Source organism: Pseudomonas spirodelae (assembly GCF_034653255.1).
GTDB lineage: Bacteria > Pseudomonadota > Gammaproteobacteria > Pseudomonadales > Pseudomonadaceae > Aquipseudomonas > Aquipseudomonas spirodelae.
In genome coordinates this window covers 25495-45664 of sequence record NZ_JAYEET010000051.1, presented here as the reverse complement: position 1 = coordinate 45664, position 20170 = coordinate 25495, and the positions used below count along the sequence as shown (strand labels likewise).

Below are 20170 nucleotides of genomic sequence, written 5' to 3'. Positions count from 1 at the left end.
GTAACAAGGTACGAAGGCGTCACTTCAGCCACTCGCGTGATCGCGTATTTTCTGCAGCGCCTGAGACATTTTGGCCGCCGGTACCCGCTGCAGGTTACACAGCAGCTCATGGGAAATATCGGCTATGCCATGACGCTCACGCAGCAGCGCCGCCATAAAGCAGGTCAGGTTGGCTGCCATCTCCGCATCGGCCAGCGCCCGGTGCGCCTGGCCGGTATCCGGCAAGCCCGCCCAGCGGTTGAGATTGCCCAACTTGTGGCTCGGCGCCATCGGTAACAGGCGACGCGACAACAACAGTGAACAGGCAAACGGCTGCACGCGCTGACGACGAATCAGCGCCAGCTCGGCATCCCAGAACTTCTGGTCGAAGCTGGCGTTGTGCGCCAGCAGCGGGCGATCACCGACAAACGCCGCCACCTCCTGCATCACCTGCGCGGCAGGCGGTGCCGTGCGCAACATGGCATTGCTGATACCGGTGAGCTGCTCGATAAAGGGCGGCACCCAGGCACCGCTGTTCATCAGGCTTTGATAACGAGCGACGATCTGCCCGCCCTCGACTATCACCACCCCGATCTCAGTTGCACGAGCCTGCTGAGCCGGCGACATGCCAGTGGTTTCGAAGTCGAGTACCGCGATGGAATCTGCAAGCATTGATCAGTTTCTCAGCAACAGGCTGCCTTCAATCGGCACATAACGGCTCGCCGCGCGCACCAGCGATTGCGCTGTCAGCCCTGGCACGCCATAGGCGACAGCCTCGACACCATGACTGCTGCGAATTTTCTCCAGCAACAGGTCAAAATCACCATCACCCGAGGCCAGCACCACCTCATCGACATGCGGCGCGGCGTCCATGATGTCGATGGTAATGCCCACATCCCAATCACCCTTGGCCGAGCCATCGCTGCGTTGGATATAGGGTTTGAGTTTGACGGTAAAACCGAGGCTGCGCAGGATCTGCTGAAACTGCTGCTGCTTCTGATCACCGCGATCGATGGCATAGGCGTAAGCCTCGACAATCTGCCCATGCTGGCTGATATCAGCCCACAACGCGGCGTAATTGAAGTGGCACCCATAGGCCTGGCGCACGGTGTAATAGAGGTTCTGTACATCGGCGAATACGGCGATCTTCTTCACCGGCAATCCTCATAACAGGGCAATAAGCGCCGGGCAGTATGCCTGAAGATCAATGCAGGCAGCGCCGGCATCAATTGGAGGCCCTGGAGCAATCGGCTAAAGTGGCGGCTGCCTTCCTCAACGCGGCCCATCATGAACCTGTTCTTTGTATTGCGTGACGCCTGGTATTTCTTCACCCACAACCTGGCGGCGATTACCCGCCTGTGCCTGCCGTTGATCGTGCTCGAAGGCTTGCTGCTGCAACAGGTCAGCGGCTTAGTCGCAGCCGAGTCTGCAGCGCTCTGGCGCCTGCTCGCCGGCCTGTTGTTCTACCCGCTCTACAGCGCCGCGCTGATTTTGTTTCTCGATGCACGCAGCCAAGGCGTGCAACCACCTGCCCGCGACCTGCTCGCCGCAAGCCTGCGCCTGTGGCCAAGCTTTGCTGTACTGGCAGGGCTCAACACCCTGGCTATTTTGCTTGGCGCATCGTTATTTGTGCTGCCGGGGCTCTGGCTGATGGTCAAACTGGCGTTTGCCGAGTACCTGTTGGTCCTGCGTGGCCTGGGCCCAATGAAAGCGCTGCATACAAGCTTCGAGATGAGCAGCGGTTATTTCTGGCCCATGCTCGGCTGCATCCTGATTGTCATGCTGCCGCTGTGGCTGCTCGACGGCTGGAGTCAGTCCAACGCGCTCATCGCCAACAATGCCCTGGCCAGCCTATTACTGGACTGCACCAGCCGCTTTCTCCAGCTGTTTTCCAGCGTCGTGCTATTTCGCCTGTTTATGCTGCGCAGCAGCCAGCCCGATATCGAGTGATGTGGCAAAACCTGAACGCGGCGTGCCTGGCATCAGGAGCGCCCCGCGCGCTGAGGTTTCAGGCCAGACAAGCGCGGCAACAGCACGCGCTCAAACACCCGCGGGAAGAACCGCGCCAGCACCCGCGCGCGCCAGTCGACATTCGACAACACCAACAGACGCCGACGCTTCAGCGCGCCCTGATAAATCGCCTCGGCGACATCCTGCGCTGACGCCACCTTGCCCATCGCCAACGGCGGCTGCGCCGCCACCGAGCCATCGCCAACCAAGGCATTCTTGCGCAGATCGGTGGCCGTAAAACCCGGGCACACCAGCATCACATTGACCCCGGAGCCTTTCAGCTCATAACGCAGGGTTTCAAACAATCCATGCAGCGCATGCTTGCTGGCGTTGTAGGCGCTGCGATAGAGCAGCGGCGCAAAACCCGACAGCGAACTGAGCACGATGATCTGCCCGCCACGGGCGATCAGGCTAGGCAGCGCGGCCTTGGTGCAATGCAACGCACCAAAATAATTGACCGCCATAATCCGCTGGAACACCGCCAGCTCGGTGTCGGCAAAACTGCTGCGGTGAGTGACCCCGGCGTTATTGACCAACACATCAACACCGCCAAAACGCTCAACAGTCAGGGCCATCGCCCGCTCCACCGCCACGGCATCCGCAACATCACAGAGCACGCCCAACGCCTCGGCGTTGTGGTGATCCGCCAGGTGCTGCACTAGGCTGTCGAGCGCCTGCTGCTGCAGGTCAAAAATCACCAGACGCGCCCCGGCCTGGGCCAAGCGAATGGCCAAGGCCCGGCCGATGCCGGCACAGCCACCGGTAATCAGCACAACCTTGCGGTCGAATACTTTATTGGCGAACACCTTGCGGTACATAACCTGCCCCCAACCCCGTTACGGCAAAGTCCTTACTACAACCTGTTATGGCTGCCATCGCAACAGGGCGGCGTTTGCGTGTGCTTGCAGCCACAGAAGTACAGGGTCGCGTCTTCGTCCGCATGGTATTTCAGCGGGGTAAAAGCACTGCCTTTATGCTGCCCATCACAAAAAGGCTGCGAAGCGCTGCGCCCGCATCGGCACCAGAAATAATCCTGGCCGGCGGTGACTGTAACCGCATAAGGGTTACGTTGGGCAATCGTTGGCGTTTCCATAAAACCTCCCAGGCAAAGGGGCATGCGCTGCCGACATTCACCAGCGGCATGCTCGTTCGCTCAGCATAGTTCACCCCTTAATACCCCCGTGCAGAGCGCTAATCACGTACGAGCGTTACCGGCCATGAACTAAGGTTTGCAGTATTGCGCTAGACAACAGCGCCAGCAGTTAGCCATGCTCGCCATATGTGACAGTTTTATAACGAAAAGACGGCAGATAGCCGCAATACGTAATCACTTAATGCCACGATCTCTCTGCCTTGCGCTGTTCGCAGCATTCTTCTGCGGGCTTAGCCACGCTGCCACCACCAACGACACCCGGCCGTTGGTGCAGGTCGGTTATTACGAATTTCCACCCTACTCCTACACCGACAGTCAGGGGCTTCCCAAGGGCACCATCCTGCAACTGAGTAAACGCCTGCTGGAGCATGCTGGGTACCGTGGCGAGTTCCGCTCCTACCCCAGCGCGCGTCTTTACAACGCCCTGCAGGATGGCAGCGTGCAGGTTTGGCCTGGGGCACCGGGTAAAGTGGAGCTGCGCGAACACACCCTAGAGGCCCGCACCCAGCTAAGCGAAATCATCCTCAACCTGTATTTTCGCCACGACACCCTGATGCCGCGCCTGCCTGAAGACCTCAAAGGCCGCGGAGTGATCATGATCAGTGGCTACACCTACTGGCAGCCGATCAACCAGATGCTCAACGACCCGCAGCTGGCCGTAGAGCAACACCGCACCGGCACCCACACCGCCGCACTGGAAATGCTTCAGCGGCGTCGTGGTGACTTCCTCCTCGACTATCAGACCCCAGTGGAGCAGGCGCGCAAACGCCTGGGTATGCCCGAGCTGCCGTATGTGGAGCTGCAGCGTATTCCACTGAAATTGATCGTCTCCAGCCACGCGCCAGGGGCCGAAGCGCTGCGTGATGCACTGGATCGCGCCTATGAAGAGTTGCAGGCTGCTGGCGAGAACCTACGCCTGCCTTAAACCTACTTACGCGGCTTAGCTCGCGCAGTGGGTTCTGCAATCAAGGGATCATCCGGCCAGTAATGCTTGGGGTACCTGCCTTTTAAATCCTTCTTCACTTCGGCATAGGTGCTGCGCCAGAAGTTGGCCAGATCCTGAGTCACCTGCACCGGCCGCCGCGCCGGCGATAGCAGGTGCAACTTGACCACCTGGCGGCCGCCGGCAATGCGCGGCGTATCGGCCAAGCCAAACAACTCCTGCAAGCGCACCGCCAGCACCGGTGGGTGCTCGTTGTAATCCAGGCTAATGCGCGAGCCGGAAGGCACCTGCACACTGCGCGGCGCCAGCTCATCCAGGCGCTGCGGCAACGGCCAGGGCAACAGATTAAGCAGCAGGCTGGGCAAGTCCAGATTGGCGAAATGGCTGAGCCGGGTGACGTTATCCAGATAGGGCTGCAGCCAGCCTTCCAGCGTCGCCAGCAAGGCGGCATCACTGACATCCGGCCACTCGCTGGCGTCTTTGCTGGCCATATCCAGCCCGCGCAGCAGGGTCACCCGCGCTTGCCATTGGCGCAGCTCTGGCGTCCAGGGCAGCAGCGCCAAGCCCTTACGTCGCACCAACCCCAGCAAGGCAAGGCTGCGTTGCTGGGTAGTGAGGCCTGTGAGCGGCTCACGCGACAGCACCAGTTCACCGACCTTGCGCTGGCGCTCGGCGCGCAGGGCGCCTTCGCGTTCATCCCAATCCAGCACGTCCAGGTTGCTGACCTGCTCGGCCAGCACGCCCTCGAACAGCTGCGGTTCCAGCTCGGCGGCCAGATAAATGCGTTCTTCACGCTGGCCCTGACGGCTGCCCAGGTCGGCCACCACCAGCCAGCCGTGCTTCATCAGCCCATCAACCTCGGCAAACAGCGCCGCCCGGCCATTGGCAAGGCGATATTCCGCGCCACCGGCACGGCGCTGTTGGGCGATACGATCCGGGTAGGCAAAGGCCAGCAACGCACCGAGCCAGCGTGGATGCTCAGGATCACTGACCGCCTGCGGGCTGGGCCTGCGCTTGAGGTAACCCTGAAACTGCCGAGCCAATTGCCGGGCCCGCTGCACGCCGCCTCGGGCGGCGTGCAGCGGGGCGCCAGGCGTCTCCCCAGCCAGGAGGGCCAGCCGACTGTGCAGATCAGCCCCCGCGCCACGCAGAATGTCGCGCTCGCCGAGCAAGGCTGCCAGATCGCAAGCGAGTACACCCAAACCCAACTCCTGACCGCGCAGCAGTAGATGAGCGATGCGTGGATGAGTCGGCAGTTCGGCCATCGCCTGACCGTGAGCGGTCAGTTTGCCCAGAGCATCCACCGCACCCAGCCGCCCCAACAACTCCAACGCCTGGGCATAGGCGGCTGCAGGGGGCGGATCCAGCCAAACCAGCTCGGCCGGCTGCACGCCCCAGCGCACAAGCTGCAGCGCCAGCCCGGCGAGGTCGGCTTGGAGCATTTCCGCCGTGCCATAAGCGGCCAATTGTTCGTGCTGCGCCTGCGACCATAAGCGGTAGCAGACGCCCGGCTGCAGACGCCCGGCTCGCCCGCCACGCTGAGTGGCAGAGGCGCGAGAAATGCGCTGGGTATCCAGGCGCGTCATACCACTGTTCGGATCAAACCGTGGCACCCGCGCCAGCCCAGCATCGATCACAACCCGCACGCCATCAATGGTCAGGCTGGTCTCGGCGATATTGGTCGCCAGCACCACCTTGCGCAGCCCGGCAGGCGCCGGCTCGATGGCGGCACGCTGGGCGCTGAGGTCCAGTTCGCCATGCAGCGGACAGAGCAAAATATCGCGACGGCCGGACAGCGCCTCGGCCAGCTGCTCATTGACCCGGCGAATCTCCGCCTGCCCCGGCAGAAATACCAGCACGCTGCCCGGCTCATCGGCCAATGCCTGCAACACCGTCTGCAGCACTTTTGGCTCCAGCCACTCGCCCGCCTGCCAGGGCGCGCCCCAGCGGATATCCACCGGAAACATGCGCCCTTCGCTGCGCAGCACCGGGGCATCACCGAGTAAACCGGCCAGCCGCTCGCCCTCCAGGGTCGCTGACATCAGCAACACCTTCAGCGGCCGTTCGCCGGAGTCCGCGCCGCGGAACATCGCCCGACCATTCAGGCACAACGCCAGCGCCAGGTCAGCGTCCAAATTGCGCTCATGGAATTCATCGAAAATTACCAAACCGACGCCTTCCAGCGCCGGGTCGTCTTGCAGGCGCCGCGCCAGGATGCCTTCGGTAACGACCTCGATGCGAGTACGCGGGCCGACCTTGCTGTCCAGGCGAATGCGATAGCCGACGGTGTCCCCCACCGTTTCACCCAACTCACTGGCTAGCCGCTCAGCTGCAGCCCGCGCAGCCAGCCGCCGCGGCTCAAGCATGATGATAGTTTGCCCGGCCAGCCAGGGCTGCTGCAACAGTGCCAGCGGTACGCGGGTGGTCTTGCCGGCGCCGGGTGGCGCCTCCAGCACCGCCTCGTCACGCTGGGCCAGGGCCGCACACAACTCAGGCAGCAAAACATCGATAGGCAGGGAATTCATGCGGGCTCCATTCAAGGCGCACGATTATAACGGCGAACCTGTCAGGCATTGCTGCTGTCTGAGCTACAGCCATTGCCCCGGACTAAATGCAGCCGCGACACCTGATGCAGCGGTATTGCGCTGAGGGCATTGCTATAGTTGCGCCACTTTTCCCTAGGAGATGCTCAATGCGTACCAAGACCCGTGTGATCGGCAGCCTGCTCATCGCTGCGCTGTTCACCCAACTGACCGCCTGCGGCACCTTGTTCTACCCAGAGCGACGCGGCCAGATCGAAGGCCGCATCGACCCAGCGGTCGCCGCAATGAATGCTATCGGCATCCTCTTTTTTGTATTGCCCGGGCTGATTGCCTTCGCGATCGACTTCACCACCGGCGCGATTTACCTACCCGGCGGACAATCGGCTCAAGTTGCACCTGAAGACTTGCAACAGGTAGTCGATGCCAACGGCAAGGTTGATCCGCTCAAGCTCAAAGCGCTGATCGAAGTGCAGACCGGCCATAGCCTGCCCCTGAATGACCCACGCCTGACTCAACACAGTGGCAACGTCGAGCAGCTGGCCGCTTACGGCCTGCGTCCGGCCGCCTAAACCGCAGCCGCACAGCTGCGCTTAGCTTGTTTCGCGTAAATCTGGCAGAACGCCCAGCACCTTGGATAGCCCGTGAACATATCGCTGCCCCATGCCCGCCTGATGCGTCTGGCGACCTTCGCCGCATTGGCAACTGCTCTCACCCTGGCGCTGGCCAAAGCCATTGCCTGGTGGCTTAGCGGCTCGGTGAGCCTGCTGGCAGGCCTGACCGACTCGTTGCTCGACGGCGCTGCCTCACTGCTCAACCTGATTGCTGTGCACTACGCCCTGCGGCCGGCTGATGAGGATCATCGTTACGGCCACGGCAAGGCCGAAGCCCTTGCCGGTTTGGGTCAGGCCCTGTTTATCGGGGCCAGCGCAGTGCTGGTGGGTAGCCACGCCATCGATCGCCTGCTGCACCCCGAACCGATTGGCGCGCCCGCCCTAGGCATTGCGGTGATGCTGCTGTCACTGGCGATGACCGTTGCTCTGCTGCTGTTTCAACACCATGTCGTCCGCGAAACCGGCTCCACGGCGATTCGTGCTGACTCACTGCACTACCGCTCGGACCTGCTCCTTAACAGCAGCATCCTGTTGGCACTGCTGCTGGCCAGTTACGGCTGGCCACAACTGGATGCGCTCTTCGGTATCGGCATTGCCCTGTACATCTTCTGGAGCGCCGTCAGCATCGCCCGCGAAGCCGCGACAGTATTGATGGACAAAGAACTCGACCCGCAGATCAGCGCGCAGATGCATGCGCTGGCCTGCGCGGTACCCGGTGTATTGGGCGTGCATGATTTACGCACGCGGCTGTCTGGTACCCACTGGTTCGTCCAGCTGCATGCGGAGCTACCTGGCGAGCTAAGCCTGCAGCAGGCACACCACCTCTGCGAGCAGGTTGAAGCGGCGATTCGCAGCGAGTTTCCGCGGGCTGAAGTGCTGGTACATGCCGACCCCAGCAGCGTGGTCAAAGCGCCGCAACAAGGCTCACCAGCCGCCGCTGGCCAGCAGCCAAGCGCTTGACCCAATAGAAAGCCAGGCACAAAAAAGGGAGGCCTGCAGGCCTCCCTTTTTTGCGTGTCCGTCATTGTGGCGATGATAACGCCTTTTCTTCGCCTGCCTGATTGGGCAGTGCGGACCCGGGTGCCGTGACGATCCGGTGGGATCGGCGGCGACCGCTCACCTGATTGGGCGAGGCGGCTGGACGTATCGTCCGGGCCTTGAAGTTGAGATAAAGCTTACGCCTGCCGACGCAGCGAAAGATTGCGAACATTGCTAATAAAACCACCACTTGCGCAATTAATCACCTCAAGCGCATCATTCAACACAATCTAATAACGAAAGCATCGCAAAGATGAACAGACTTGATCGTTACGACCTGAATATCCTCGCCGAATTGCAGCGCGACGCCACGCTGTCCAACCAGGACCTGGCCGAACGCATCGGCCTGTCGCCCTCGCCCTGTTCGCGCCGGGTCAAGCAGCTTGAAGACGACGGTTATATCCTCGGCCAGGTCGCCCTGCTCGACCGCAAACAGCTCGGCTTAACGCTCACGGCCTACGTGCTGATCGGCATGGACAAACACACCCCGGAACGCTTCGAGCATTTTCAGGAAGAAATCCGCAAATGCCCGCAGGTGCTCGAATGCTGCCTGGTCACCGGGATGGACGCGGACTATCAGCTCAAAGTGGTGGTGCCGGATATGGATCACTACCAACAATTGCTACTGGGCACCCTGACCCGTATCGAGGGCGTATCCAGTGTGCGCTCCAGCTTCGTGCTGCAGCAGATCCTTTCCAGCACTCAGCTGCCGTTACAACACCTGCGAACCTGATCTCGTTCTGCGCGTAAACGCACATCGCGGCACAGCCACGCAACGGCGTATAATCGCCGGCTTGCTGCTGTGCCTTGTGCGACCCGCCCATAAGAGCCTCGCGCTCACACTATAAAAATGCATCGCCCACCTCCCGCCCTAGCTGGCGGCACAGTCTGTCTTTGCCAAACGAGGTTGCGATGGAAACCGAGCTGTTTGAAGAACTGATGATGACCGTCCTGGTTGGCGGCCTGGTGCTGTTTATGGCGTTTATCGTCTGGGACCTGGCGAAGAAATCCAAGGCTGGACGCTTCGGCACCATGATCCTGTTCCTCGCCCTGGGCCTGGGCGTACTGGGCTTTCTCATCAAATCTTTCGTCATCGCAGGTCTGGAAGGCATCTAACCGCCTCCGCCCTACTCAATTGACTCACGGCTGCATAACCATGCGGCCTGGACAGCCTTTTATCTGGAGAAAACATGAAAGCCACCGACCGCGTGATGCAAAGCTATGGCCGCTGCTGCGCCAGCCCGGATTTTTTCGACAGTTTTTACCGGCACTTCCTCGCCAGCTCGTCAGAGGTGCGTGACAAGTTCGCCAATACCGAAATGAGCGGGCAAAAGCTGCTCTTGCGCCAGGGCATCCTCAACCTGGTGATGCACGCACGCGGCCTGCCCGACACCAAGCTGCGCGCACTCGGCTGCAGCCATTCACGCGCGGCCATGGACATTCGCCCGGGGCTGTATGACCTGTGGCAACAGGCCCTGCTGGTGACCATCGGCGAGCATGACCCGCAATACTGCAGCGAAACCCGTAGCGCCTGGAATGAAGTCCTCGACAAGGGCATAGCGGTCATCAAAGCCGGCTACTGATCACTCCAGCCGAGGCGCGACTTCACGCCATTGCCCAGGCTGCAAGCCCTCTAGGCTGAACGGGCCGATACGCACCCGCACCAGGCGCAAGGTCGGCAAACCAACGGCGGCGGTCATGCGCCGCACCTGGCGATTACGCCCCTCGCGAATCACCAACTCCAGCCAGGCCGTCGGAATGCTTTTACGAAAGCGCACCGGCGGGTTGCGATCCCACAGCTGCGGCTCATCTAGCAGGCGCGCTTCGGCTGGCAGGGTGGGCCCGTCATTCAATTGCACGCCATCGCGCAGCTGCTGCAACTGCGCCTCACTCGGCTCGCCTTCCACTTGCACCCAGTAGGTTTTTGCCAGCTTGTGCTTGGGGTCAGCAATCCTGGCCTGTAGCCCGCCATCATTGGTCAGCAACAGCAGCCCTTCGCTGTCGCGGTCCAGGCGCCCAGCCGGATAGACGCCGGGCACATCGACAAAATCCTTGAGGGTGGCGCGGCCCTGCTCGTCGTTGAACTGGGTCAGCACATCGAACGGCTTATTCAACAGCAATAACCGCGGCTCGGCCGGCGGCGCCTTGGCTACTCGGCGAACAGCCGGTTTGCCGGTGGGACGACGCGGTGAGGCGGGGCGAGGCGGACGCGACATAGGTAATCCAGGTAAACCGTACAAGGCGACCAGTGTAACCGAGGCCGCCGTACAACTATCAGCCAGACTTATGCAGGCGCACGCCCTCGGTAGACCCGGCTATGCTGGCTGGGTCCTGTTCTCCGCACCGAGGCTAATTGTCATGAGTTCGTCCGATTCGATTGTCGATACCTTTACCGGCTGGGCTGCCAAAGCCCCTGGCGCCGCCCTCGAACAGTTCAGCTACGACCCCGGCCCACTGGGCGCTGAAGAAGTCGAAGTGGCGGTGGAGTATTGCGGCATCTGCCATTCCGACCAGTCGATGATCGACAACGAATGGGGCAATGCCCGCTACCCCTTTATCCCCGGCCATGAAGTGGTTGGCACCATCGTCCGCCTCGGCGAACAAGCGCGTGGCCTGAAGCTCGGCCAGCGCGTGGGCATCGGCTGGTACAAGGGCAGCTGCATGCATTGCAGCTCGTGCATGGAAGGTGCGCACCAACTCTGCGGCACGGTGAAACCGACGATTGTCGGCAGTAACGGCGGTTTTGCCGACCGTTTGCGCAGCCACTGGGCCTGGGCGCTGCCGCTGCCGGACGGCCTTGACCCGGCCCTGGTCGGCCCGCTGTTCTGCGCCGGCTCCACGGTGTTCAGCCCGCTATTGGATTTCGACGTAAAACCCACCGACAAGGTCGGCGTGGTTGGCATCGGTGGTCTCGGCCACTTGGCGCTGGGCTTCTTGAATGCCTGGGGTTGCGAAGTCACCGCTTTCACCTCGTCCTTGAGCAAGCAGGATGAAGCCAAGCGCTTGGGCGCACACAACGTAGTCGCTTCCACCGACAGCGCTGCGCTGAAAGCGATTGCCGGCAGCCTGGACTTCCTGCTGGTAACGGCCAGCGCTGACCTGGACTGGAACGCCATGATTGGCACCCTGCGTGGCAAAGGCCGGCTGCACTTTGTCGGCATCGTGCCCAGCGCGATTCCGGTGCATGTGTTTAACCTGATTCCCAAGCAGAAGAGCCTGTCCGGCTCGCCCGTTGGCTCGCCGGCCAACATGGCGAAAATGCTCGAATTTTGCGCCCGCCATCAGATCCTGCCGCAGGTCGAACACTTCCCCATGAGTAAGGTCAACGAGGCCATCGACCACCTGCGCGCCGGTAAAGCGCGTTACCGCGTGGTGCTCGACGCCAGCAAGTGACAGCCGGGGTAAATCAGCCGCATGATTTGCCCCTTTTTTACCGCCTCATGAGCCCCCATGCCGTACCCGATCGAAACACCCAGTACCACCGACTTCCCGCGCCTGCTTGAGGTATGGGAAGCCGCCGTACGCGCCACCCATGACTTTCTCGAAGAGCACGACATTCAGCTGCTCAAACCCTTACTGATTGGGCAGTACTTCCCTCAGGTTCAGCTCAGCTGCATCCGTGGCGAGGATGGCAATATCAGCGGGTTTCTCGGCTATGCCGAGGGCAAGGTAGAAATGCTTTTCGTCGACCCACTGAGCCACGGCACAGGCGTTGGTCGCGCACTGCTCAAGCATGCAGTGACGCATCTGAGCGCGACGCAAGTGGACGTCAACGAACAGAACCCCAAAGCACTGGGGTTCTACCTGAGTCAGGGCTTCGTGGTGGACCGCCGCTCACCGCTGGATGACGGCGGGCGGCCCTTCCCGATTTTTCATCTACGCCTGAGCTGACGCCTGTTGCATCAACGAAACGGCGGCTCATCAAAGCTGCGCAGCTTGCGCGAGTGCAGCGAGTTGAGCTGGTTACGCAGCAGGTCCAGGGCGGTGATACCGATGTGCAGGTGCTGGGTCACCGCGCGCTCGTAGAACGCCCCGGCCGCGCCCGGCAACTTGATCTCGCTGTGCAGCGGTTTATCCGAGACACACAGCAAGGTGCCGTAGGGCACCCGCAGGCGATAGCCTTGCGCGGCGACGGTGCCGCTTTCCATGTCCACTGCCACGGCGCGCGACAGGTTGATCAGCGGCCGTTCCTGCGCCCAGCGCAACTCCCAGTTACGGTCGTCGTAGGTCAGCACGGTGCCGGTGCGCAGGCGCTTCCTCAATTCATCACCCTCTTCACCCGTCACCTGTCGCGCCGCCGCCTGCAATGCCTGCTGCACTTCGGCCAGGGCCGGCAGGGGAATATGCGGCGGCAATACGCGGTCGAGAATGCCGTCGCGGCGCATGTAGGCGTGAGCCAGCACGTAATCGCCGATGGTTTGCGACTGCCGCAGCCCGCCGCAGTGGCCGATCATCAGCCAACAATGCGGACGCAGCACGGCTAGGTGATCGGTGATGTTCTTCGCGTTGGAGGGCCCGACGCCGATATTGACCAGGGTGATGCCGTGACCATCATCCGCCTGCAGGTGATAGGCCGGCATCTGGTAACGGTGCCAGATGACATTCTCGATAATCGCCTGCATTTCGCCTTCGGCCATGCCGCGCTGGATCACCACATTGCCCGGCAGCACCATACGGGTGAACCGCGACTCACCGACCAGCATGTCCAGACCATGGCGGATAAATTGGTCAACATAGCGGTGGTAGTTGGTCAGCAGAATCCACGGCTGTACATGGCGCCAGTCGCTGCCGGTGTAATGCACCAGACGACGCAGAGAGAAGTCCACCCGCGCAGCATCGAACAGCGCCAGCGGCAGCGGGTCGGTGTTTTCCCAGTCATACAAACCGTCGGCGGTGCCATCGGTGGCCGCAGACAAGTCGGTACTGGGAAATACCCGCACCAACTCGGCTGCCGTCACCCCGGAGCCGGCCAGCTCATCGCCCTGCTCCACCACATAAGGGTAAGGAATATTCTGCTGGCTGACGCCCACCTCGACCTTCACGGTGAAGTCATTCATCAGCGGGCACAACTGCTCCAGCAGGTACTTACGGAACGCCGCCGGATGAGTCACGGTGACGCTGTAGGTGCCGGGCACCTGCACCTTGGCATAGGCGCGCACCGTGGTCGGCGCCTCGCCCTGACAGAGGTAGGTCAGGCGCAACTCGGGATAACGGAACTGGCACTGCTCAGCGGCGTCGGGCTTGATGCGCTCTTTCAAGTAGCGCTTAAGCGCCGCACTCAAGCCACTAGTCGCGTGCAGATGCAGGGCGGCCAGTCGATCCACCGCCTCTTCAGCGGTATTGGCAACAATAAAGTCATCGGAACAAGGGTTCACAAGGCACCTTCCTGGCTGAACAGAATGGCTCTATCTTGCCCTGATACGCGGCACGGGCGATAGCGCGGCGTTGCCTGCGCAGGCAGGCTACTTGAGCAGCGCCTGCAAGTTCTTGAGCAGCGGTTATGGGGGCAGCGCGCCAGCGGGTCACGTGCCCGGCATACCCATGGGGCAAACCAAGCAACCAGCACCGCCAACGCGCAGCAACTGCGCCAGGTATTAAGCCGCGCGGCGCGTTTTACCACACGCCAAGGCAGCCTTAACTGGCAGGCGATCACTGTTCAGCCTAGGGCTAAGCTGCGCATCAGCAGCCCGTCCGGGCCACTGAAGCGCAACTCCAGCAAGCTGGCAGGGACTGATCAGGCTGGCTGGTGCAGGCGTGTATTGAACAGCGGAGCGCGGCTATAACCAGAGAACGCCTTGGCAGCGGCCAGCACGCCAAGGTCGACCAGTGGCTCGATCAGGATCACGCTCATATAGGCCAGACCGAAGCTGCCTACTGCCACCAGGTTCTCGCCGGAGAAACCGTTGCCATAGACCGCCCAGAAAGCCACCCAGGCAACGATGCCACCCTGATAGGCCGTCGACAGTGCCAGGGCCTGCTTGTAGGAGAGGTCCACATAGGCGGTGCCCGGCGCGATGATGCGCTTGGCCAGCAGGTGGATGCCGAATAATGGCAGCAGCAAGGTCGTGACGTTCATGCCGTATTGCGGCAGGTCAAACTGCGCGAACAGCAGACCCTGCAGCAGCAGACCAAGCGACAGACCGACAGCCGTTGCACCCGCGCCGAACAGCAGCAACAGGGTCGAGCCGAGGATCAGGTGCACCTCGGAAACGCCCACCGCCTGATGCGGGAAGACTTCGAAGAAACAGAACACCAACGCAGTGGTCAGCAGGCTACGCAAGGCCAGAGCGGCAACGCCGCCGTTACTGCGGATGCTGTCGAAGGCAAGTTTGGCCGTGAGGCCAAGGGCACCTGCGGCGGTGGCATAACTGAGGAAGAGTTTGGCGCCAGTAACAACTTCGGGTTCGATGTGCATAGAGATTCCTGTACCGCGCCCACCGCGCGATGATCTGGATTGAGGGATTGGGCATCGTGCCCGGCGTCGATGGCAGGTCTCCTGGCTCACGGCTTAATACTTCACCCGCCTTCCCAACCTTGCGGCCAGTGGCATATGGGCGTCGCTCACCGTTTACAGTTGCGGGGGCAGCCATGGCTTCGGTACGTGTTGCTGTACCCACCATGTTCCCTTTTCATCCACTCGCGTAACACGCTGCGGAACCATCGGCGGCCACCTTACCCGGCTGCACGCAGAAATGACAGAACCCGAAGCAGGGCCCGACTGAAGTTTCAGGCGCACCCCACAATTCGCACAAACACCCATGCTAGAGAGGTCGAAGCCCTAAAGCAGATGCGCTGCACCGCGCGCTATCAGAGCGTCGACATCAATACCGCGCGGCAACGTGCCATAAACCCGGCCACCTTGGCCGCCCAGACGGCTGGCGATAAAGGCATCGGATACCGCGGCATGACCGGCCTCCAGCAGCAACTTGGCTTGCAGCGCCAGGGCTACATCTTCCGTGAGTTGACGGGCGCGATACTGGATGTCGGCGGTGTCGCGAAAGTCCGCCTGCAGCTTGCTGATATGGGCTTTCAAACGCGCATCACCATGGCCATCGCCCAATTCGACAAACAGCGCATCGAGCACGCCCGGCTCTTTGGACAGCGCGCGCAGCACATCTAAACACTGCACATTGCCCGAGCCTTCCCAGGTCGAGTTAACCGGTGCTTCGCGGTACAGACGCGGCAGAATGGTGTCTTCAACGTAACCGGCACCGCCCATGCATTCGGCGGCCTCGTTGATCATCGCTGGCGCCCGCTTGCAGATCCAATACTTGCCCACGGCGGTGACCAGCCGGGCGAACTTGTCCTCCTGTTCGTCGTGCGGATTGTCCAGCGCTTTGCCCATGCGCAGGGTTAACGCCAGCGCCGCCTCACTTTCCAGAGCCAGGTCGGCCAGAACGTTCTGCATCAGCGGCTGCTCGCTGAGCACGCGACCGCCGACCTGGCGATGGGCGCAGTGATGCGCGGCCTGGGTCAGCGCCTGACGCATCAGGGCGCTGGAGCCGATCATGCAGTCGAAGCGGGTTAGCGCGACCATCTCAATAATCGTCGGCACGCCGCGCCCTTCTTCGCCGACCATCCAAGCCAGTGCGCCACGGAATTCGACCTCGCTGGAGGCGTTCGACCAATTGCCCAGTTTGTTCTTCAGGCGCTGGATGTAGAACTCGTTACGCGTGCCGTCCGGGCGATGCCGCGGCAGCAGAAAGCAGGTCAGCCCTTTAGTGGTGTAAGCCAGGGTGAGAAAGGCATCGCACATTGGCGCCGAGCAGAACCACTTGTGGCCAACCAGCTCATACGCCTGCCCTGGCCCGCCAAGCCCCACCGCATAAGCCCGCGTGGTGTTGGCGCGCACATCGGTGCCGCCCTGTTTCTCGGTCATGGCCATGCCGATGGTCGCGCCGGTTTTCTGCTCAATCGGCAGGTTGCGCGGGTCGTATTGGGTGGAGAGGATTTTCGGCAACCACTTCTCAGCGACATCAGCTTGCAGCTTGAGGGCCGGCACACTGGCGAAGGTCATGGTCAACGGGCAACCGCTGCCGGCTTCGGCCTGGCTGTGCAAGTAACTCAAGGCCGCGCGCGCCACCTGAGCACCGGCACGCGGATCGGTCCAGGGCATGGACGGCAAACCATGCTCGATAGCCGCGCTCATCAACTGATGATAAGCCGGATGAAACTCCACCAGGTCCACGCGATGGCCATAGCGGTCGTGGCTTTTGAACACCGGCTTGTGCTCATTGGCGAGAAAGCCCGCAGCCATCAACTCGCCGCCCGCCAGGCCACCGTAAACGTCAAGACGCTGCTCGGCCCAGCCACCGCCGAAACGCTGGGTCCATTCCTGCAGCGGCAGGTCCATGCGGTACAAATTGGCGCCATCCAGCGGCGGCACCTGGTTGAACACTTCATGGGTTTCGGCATGTTGGCTGGCATTCATAGCTGAGGCTCCTCTTCGGGCAAGCGGGCGCCTACGGCGCGTAAGCAAAAAGTGACCAAGGTCTGGCTGACTTCGGCCAGGCTAGGGGCGGGATAACCGGCTTCGCGGGCAGTGCGGGCCGGCGGCGACAAGGGGCCGACCAGGACTTCAGCAATCGCGCCGACCAGGCAGGCAGCAACCAGGCCGATTTGCTGCACGCGGAATACCCCTTGCGCCGTACCCTCTTGGAGCAGCTCGACGAATAGATCGGCATAGGCTTCGCGGTACAACAGCCGTTGTTCGTCGACCTCCGCATCGACCGGTTCGGCAATCAACGCAAAGGCCAACTGGCGACTGTCCCAGGCACGCGCCGCAAAGCGCTCAAGCCCAGCAGCTAAACGCGCCGCCGGGTTGCCTTGGCCACGCACGGTGGCGGCTAACGCATCGACCTCGCGCTGGCTGGCCACGGCAAACACCTCGGCGGCCATGCTGCCTTTACTGCTGAAGTGGCGGTACAGGCTGCCAGTGGCAATGCCGACATCGTCAGCCAGCGCCTGCATGGTCAACGCCGCAAAGCCGCCCTCGGCAACCCGCACCAGAGCGGCGCTGATAATCCGCTCACGCAGGGCATGGTCACGATCGAGACGAAGTGCAGTGGTGCGATAGGCCATAATCTGAATCCTGATTCACTGTCGCTCAAGTGAATCAGGATTCAGACCATGACTAAAGGGCGATTCCGGGCATAAGAGAGGGTGTATCGGTCAGCCGCTGGCGCATACAACTCAATAATGTATTTACGATCTCGCGAGCTAGAGCCATACAAGGCGCTACGTTAGTAACAGCCTTCGGCTGGTCAAAGCAGGCGAGAAACGCAGCGCAGAGGAGTAACAGCCATAGGCTGGCCCGTAGGGTGAGCGCAGCGAATCAAGCGGACTGGGCTCGCATACGAGTTTACGAGCTGTAAATGAGCATTACTCGTTTCACTCGCCCTACGGGCCGCGCTAAAGCGCGTTAGCCACAAGTGGCTTACCGAGCCTGCTTTTAACGCAGTAGGGCCTACGCGCAGCAGATCGTAAGATCAGGACTCGCGGCATAGAACCCAGTCGTGCAAAAGATTGCGCAGCTGCTCGAACTTCACCGGTTTGGCCAGGTAGTCGCTCATACCCGCCGCCAAACACCGCTCGCGATCACCGCTGTGGCTGTGGGCGGTAATTGCCAATACCGGCAGCAGCTCACAACCGGGCAAATTGCGCAGGGCGCGGCAGGTGGCGAAACCGTCCATCACCGGCATCTGGCAGTCCAACAGCACCGCGTCGACGGTCTCGTTACGCAGCACGTCCAGGGCTTCAGCGCCGTTGTCGGCAGTGCGCACCTGATAACCCAGTTTGAGCAGCATGCCGCGGGTGACCAGTTGGTTGATAGCATTGTCCTCAACGACCAATACCGTGCACTGCTCGGGCGCACGCCGCGCCGGGCCACTGCTGCGTGGGGTAACGGATGCCGGATTACTGATTTGTACGGGCAGCGCCATCGGTAAATCCAGACGAAAGCGACTGCCCTGCCCTGGCCGGGACTCGTGACTGAGATCACCACCAAGCAAATCAACCAGTTGTCGGCAAATTGCCAGGCCAATGCCCAGACCACCGTGCTCACGGGTCATTGAGCCGTCCAACTGATGGAAGCGCTGATACAGCTTGCCATCGGCCGGTGCGATAAAGCCCACCCCGCTATCGCTGATCTCAATACGCAGCGGCAGGCTATCGCTCGCCGTGCCACCCCGCGAGACCCGCACGCACACCTCGCCGACTGAAGTGAACTTGATGGCGTTATCCAGCAGGCAGTTGAGGCTCTGCAGCAGCTTGCTGGCGTCGCCTTCCAAGATGTCCGGCAGGCTGTCGTCGAGCTCAAGAATAAAGCGCAGGCCCTTTTCTTCGGCACGCGGCGCGTACTGCGCACGCACGCCATCGAACAAGCCACGCAGGCTAAACGGCTCACGCCGCGGGTACAGCCGCCCAGCCTGCAATTCCGTCAGCGCGAGGATGTCATTGACCATGCGCATCATGTCGCGCGCCGAACTGGCGGCGGTTTTCTGGTAAGACGCCAGCTCGCCGTCAAGATCGAGCATCTGCATCAACTCCAACGAGCCGATCACACCGTTCATGGGGGTGCGCAACTCATGGGTGACCGTGGCGAGAAATTCGTCTTTCAAGCGGTTGCTATGGGCCAATTCCTGGTTGAAGGCTTCGAGCTTGAGACCGGCCTCCCGGAGGATCTGCGTGCGGTCTTCCTTCATCGCGTTGATACGGTCGGCCAGGGCCAGCGACAACAAGCCGACCTCCAACGCTGAGCCAATCTGGCTGGCATACATGGTGAGGAACATATTGGGCAGGTAGCCCAACACCATCAGAGTGTTAATAATCCCGCCAATGAGAAAGGCGCTCCAGGCGATGATGAAATACCGCGCGACACGCATGCCGCGTATCCAGGCGACAGCGCCGGCACTGAAAATCACCACGGTAAAGCCCAACGCCAGGTAGGTGGCCAGGCGCAGCGAAAGCGCATAACTGGCCGTCAGCGACAGGGTCATCACCAGAACGCCACACGCCATCATCAACAACAGGGCACGATCGACCCAGGGGCTGTGTTCGCCGGTATGCAAAAAGCTGCGGGAGAACTGGCAGCCGAATAACGCCGAAGCACCAATCAGAAACGGCGTGGCGGCGTTCGCCCACCACGGGCTGTTCGGCCAGAGGTACTCAATGGCCGCACCATTGACCGACAGTTGATAAAAGCCGAACGAAGCAATGTAGAGGATGTAATAGAAGTAGCTGGTGTCACGCACGCTGAGGAAGATAAACAGGTTGTAGATCAGCATCACCAGCAGCACGCCGTAGATGATGCCCAGCACATAGATACGCGCCGGCTGCGCCTCCAGATAGGCGCTGGGTGACCACAGGGTTAGCGGGGCCTGAATCGAGCCCTGGCTTTCCAGGCGCAAGTAAACGCTTTGCGGCTGCGCCGCCGCTAATTTGAGCTCAAACACATAGTTGTGCTGCTTGATCTCACGGCTGGAGAACGGCAGCGCATCACCGGTGTTCTGACTCAGCTGGTAATGGCCTTGCGCATCGGCCAGATAGAGTTGCACATGGTCAAGGGGCGGGTAAGACAACTCGAGAAACCAGGGCTGCACGCCAGTCGCCTGCTGTGGCCGGTATTCAAGATCCAGACGTAACCAGAACACCGAGCGGGAATAGCCGGCGTTGAGCACCTCTTTATCATGCTGACGGAAGCTGGCCTGCAGCGCCGGCGAGGTGATGTCTTCGATGCTGGCATCGCCGCGCACATCTTCAAACACCGACATGACCTTGCCGAGCGGCAGGCTGCGGGTGTGCTCATCAAAAACCACTGCCCCAGCCAACCCTGGCACCAACATAAAGAAACACAGAAGGATGTAGTGCATGCCGCCCAGCCGGAATTGGCTCG

The 20170-nt window shown here is 61.4% G+C and carries 20 protein-coding genes and 1 riboswitch; of the genes, 9 read left to right on the top strand and 11 right to left on the bottom strand.

The window, feature by feature from the left end:
* Positions 1-24: 24 nt before the first annotated feature.
* Both SOP97_RS16985 and SOP97_RS16980 read right to left on the bottom strand, forming a co-directional pair.
* Positions 25-651 (bottom strand): 3'-5' exonuclease, encoded by a 627-nt coding sequence (locus SOP97_RS16985; protein WP_322950242.1) that lies wholly within the window; start codon positions 649-651, stop codon positions 25-27.
* Positions 652-654: 3 nt separating this feature from the next.
* Positions 655-1134, bottom strand: a complete 480-nt coding sequence (locus SOP97_RS16980; RefSeq protein WP_322950241.1) for an NYN domain-containing protein — start codon at positions 1132-1134, stop codon at positions 655-657.
* Positions 1135-1266: 132 nt separating this feature from the next.
* Between SOP97_RS16980 and SOP97_RS16975 the strand changes: the two genes are divergently transcribed.
* On the top strand, positions 1267-1929 hold the full coding sequence (locus SOP97_RS16975) for a hypothetical protein (protein WP_274087529.1): 663 nt from the start codon (positions 1267-1269) through the stop codon (positions 1927-1929).
* Between the two features lie 32 nt (positions 1930-1961).
* Here SOP97_RS16975 and SOP97_RS16970 read toward each other — a convergent pair whose 3' ends face one another.
* Both SOP97_RS16970 and SOP97_RS16965 read right to left on the bottom strand, forming a co-directional pair.
* On the bottom strand, positions 1962-2807 hold the full coding sequence (locus SOP97_RS16970) for an SDR family oxidoreductase (RefSeq protein WP_274087530.1): 846 nt from the start codon (positions 2805-2807) through the stop codon (positions 1962-1964).
* Positions 2808-2842: 35 nt separating this feature from the next.
* Positions 2843-3082 carry a CDGSH iron-sulfur domain-containing protein gene (locus SOP97_RS16965; protein ID WP_274087531.1) on the bottom strand — a complete coding sequence of 80 codons (240 nt, stop codon included), beginning with the start codon at positions 3080-3082 and terminating at the stop codon, positions 2843-2845.
* Between the two features lie 241 nt (positions 3083-3323).
* Here SOP97_RS16965 and SOP97_RS16960 point away from each other — a divergent pair, with 241 nt between their 5' ends.
* Positions 3324-4067, top strand: coding sequence for a substrate-binding periplasmic protein (locus SOP97_RS16960; protein WP_274087532.1), 744 nt, complete (start codon positions 3324-3326; stop codon positions 4065-4067).
* Positions 4068-4069: 2 nt separating this feature from the next.
* Here the strand turns inward: SOP97_RS16960 and hrpB are convergent, their stop codons facing one another.
* On the bottom strand, positions 4070-6610 hold the full coding sequence (gene hrpB, locus SOP97_RS16955; protein ID WP_322950240.1) for an ATP-dependent helicase HrpB: 2541 nt from the start codon (positions 6608-6610) through the stop codon (positions 4070-4072).
* 167 nt (positions 6611-6777) lie between these two features.
* Between hrpB and SOP97_RS16950 the strand changes: the two genes are divergently transcribed.
* The 5 genes from SOP97_RS16950 (at position 6778) to SOP97_RS16930 (ending at position 9860) form a co-directional block, all read left to right on the top strand.
* Positions 6778-7197 carry a polyribonucleotide nucleotidyltransferase gene (locus tag SOP97_RS16950; RefSeq protein ID WP_322950239.1) on the top strand — a complete coding sequence of 140 codons (420 nt, stop codon included), beginning with the start codon at positions 6778-6780 and terminating at the stop codon, positions 7195-7197.
* A gap of 102 nt (positions 7198-7299) precedes the next feature.
* Positions 7300-8199, top strand: coding sequence for a cation diffusion facilitator family transporter (locus tag SOP97_RS16945; protein ID WP_411912081.1), 900 nt, complete (start codon positions 7300-7302; stop codon positions 8197-8199).
* Between the two features lie 331 nt (positions 8200-8530).
* Positions 8531-9010 (top strand): Lrp/AsnC family transcriptional regulator, encoded by a 480-nt coding sequence (locus SOP97_RS16940; protein WP_274087536.1) that lies wholly within the window; start codon positions 8531-8533, stop codon positions 9008-9010.
* 179 nt (positions 9011-9189) lie between these two features.
* Positions 9190-9393 (top strand): DUF2788 domain-containing protein, encoded by a 204-nt coding sequence (locus SOP97_RS16935; protein ID WP_322950238.1) that lies wholly within the window; start codon positions 9190-9192, stop codon positions 9391-9393.
* A 74-nt stretch (positions 9394-9467) separates the two neighbouring features.
* Positions 9468-9860, top strand: coding sequence for a globin (locus SOP97_RS16930; RefSeq protein ID WP_322950237.1), 393 nt, complete (start codon positions 9468-9470; stop codon positions 9858-9860).
* On the opposite strand, the gene SOP97_RS16925 is transcribed toward SOP97_RS16930, so the two are convergent.
* The gene (locus SOP97_RS16925; protein ID WP_322950236.1) at positions 9861-10493 is read right to left on the bottom strand and encodes a pseudouridine synthase; all 633 of its coding nucleotides are present in this window, start codon (positions 10491-10493) and stop codon (positions 9861-9863) included.
* Between the two features lie 142 nt (positions 10494-10635).
* Here SOP97_RS16925 and ahr point away from each other — a divergent pair, with 142 nt between their 5' ends.
* Together ahr and SOP97_RS16915 are read left to right on the top strand one after the other, a co-directional pair.
* Positions 10636-11670 (top strand): NADPH-dependent aldehyde reductase Ahr, encoded by a 1035-nt coding sequence (gene ahr / locus SOP97_RS16920; RefSeq protein WP_274087540.1) that lies wholly within the window; start codon positions 10636-10638, stop codon positions 11668-11670.
* 57 nt (positions 11671-11727) lie between these two features.
* Positions 11728-12168 carry a GNAT family N-acetyltransferase gene (locus SOP97_RS16915; protein WP_274087541.1) on the top strand — a complete coding sequence of 147 codons (441 nt, stop codon included), beginning with the start codon at positions 11728-11730 and terminating at the stop codon, positions 12166-12168.
* 11 nt (positions 12169-12179) lie between these two features.
* Here SOP97_RS16915 and amn read toward each other — a convergent pair whose 3' ends face one another.
* From amn to SOP97_RS16890, 5 genes are all read right to left on the bottom strand, one after another.
* The gene (gene amn / locus SOP97_RS16910; RefSeq protein ID WP_322950235.1) at positions 12180-13652 is read right to left on the bottom strand and encodes an AMP nucleosidase; all 1473 of its coding nucleotides are present in this window, start codon (positions 13650-13652) and stop codon (positions 12180-12182) included.
* Positions 13653-14011: 359 nt separating this feature from the next.
* Positions 14012-14692 carry an energy-coupling factor ABC transporter permease gene (locus tag SOP97_RS16905; protein ID WP_274087543.1) on the bottom strand — a complete coding sequence of 227 codons (681 nt, stop codon included), beginning with the start codon at positions 14690-14692 and terminating at the stop codon, positions 14012-14014.
* A gap of 54 nt (positions 14693-14746) precedes the next feature.
* Positions 14747-14954: riboswitch (cobalamin riboswitch) on the bottom strand.
* A gap of 101 nt (positions 14955-15055) precedes the next feature.
* Complete coding sequence (locus tag SOP97_RS16900; RefSeq protein WP_274087544.1) at positions 15056-16708, bottom strand: acyl-CoA dehydrogenase family protein; 1653 nt, start codon at positions 16706-16708, stop codon at positions 15056-15058.
* Positions 16705-17358 carry a TetR/AcrR family transcriptional regulator gene (locus SOP97_RS16895; protein WP_322950234.1) on the bottom strand — a complete coding sequence of 218 codons (654 nt, stop codon included), beginning with the start codon at positions 17356-17358 and terminating at the stop codon, positions 16705-16707. Before SOP97_RS16895 ends, SOP97_RS16900 begins: the two co-directional genes overlap by 4 nt.
* Before the next feature lie 407 nt (positions 17359-17765).
* Positions 17766-20147 carry a hybrid sensor histidine kinase/response regulator gene (locus SOP97_RS16890; protein WP_322950233.1) on the bottom strand — a complete coding sequence of 794 codons (2382 nt, stop codon included), beginning with the start codon at positions 20145-20147 and terminating at the stop codon, positions 17766-17768.
* Positions 20148-20170: the final 23 nt, after the last annotated feature.